Genomic DNA, 1,094 nt, shown 5'->3' on the forward strand with positions numbered 1-1,094 from the left:
GTTGTTGGGTTGCCCGAGTAGCAGCGGGCTCGTGGAATCTGCTGTGAATCTGCCGGGACCACCCGGTAAGCCTAAATACTCAGTGTGACCGATAGTGTATTAGTACCGTGAGGGAATGGTGAAAAGTACCCCGGGAGGGGAGTGAAATAGTTCCTGAAACCATGTGCTTACAATCCGTCAGAGCACTTTTTTGTGTGTGATGGCGTGCCTTTTGAAGAATGAGCCTGCGAGTCAGCGGCATGTCGCGAGGTTAACCCGTGTGGGGTAGCCGTAGGGAAACCGAATCCTAATGGGGTGTTGAGTGGCATGTCCTGGACCCGAAGCGGGGTGATCTACCCATGGCCAGTGTGAAGCAGTAGTAAGATGCTGTGGAGGCGCGAACCCACGTAGGTTGAAAACTGCGGGGATGAGTTGTGGGTAGGGGTGAAAGGCCAATCAAACTCCGTGATAGCTGGTTCTCCCCGAAATGCATTTAGGTGCAGCGTCGCATTAGCTTGGTGGAGGTAGAGCTACTGGTTGGTTGAGCGGGACTACAATCTTAGCAATGTCAGCCAAACTCCGAATGCCATCAATTGTGTTGTGCGGCAGTGAGACTGTGGGGGATAAGCTTCATAGTCGAGAGGGAAACAGCCCAGATCGCCGGTTAAGGCCCCTAAGGGTGTGCTAAGTGGAAAAGGATGTGGGATCGCGAAGACAGCCAGGAGGTTGGCTTAGAAGCAGCCATCCTTGAAAGAGTGCGTAATAGCTCACTGGTCGAGTGGTCCTGCGCCGACAATGTAGTGGGGCTCAAGCACACCGCCGAAGCCGCGGCAAACTTTTTGTTTGGGTAGGGGAGCGTCGTGCATGTGTTGAAGCGTTACCGTAAGGAGGCGTGGAGTGTGTGCGAGTGAGAATGCAGGCATGAGTAACGAATTGGAAGGTGAGAATCCTTCCCGCCGGATGACTAAGGGTTCCTGGGTCAAGTTCGTCTTCCCAGGGTGAGTCGGGACCTAAGGCGAGGCCGACAGGCGTAGTCGATGGACAACCAGTTGATATTCTGGTACCCGTATATCCGCGCCCATGATAAAGCACTGATACTAACCACCGCGGATACG

1 rRNA gene is annotated in these 1,094 nt (G+C 54.0%); it reads left to right on the top strand.

The annotated features are described in order from the left end of the window. A 23S ribosomal RNA gene (locus tag HMPREF2993_RS05015) occupies nucleotides 1–1,094 on the top strand; the annotation flags it as partial.

It is taken from the genome of Corynebacterium sp. HMSC068G04 (genome assembly GCF_001814885.1).
In the GTDB taxonomy this organism is placed as follows: domain Bacteria; phylum Actinomycetota; class Actinomycetes; order Mycobacteriales; family Mycobacteriaceae; genus Corynebacterium; species Corynebacterium hiratae.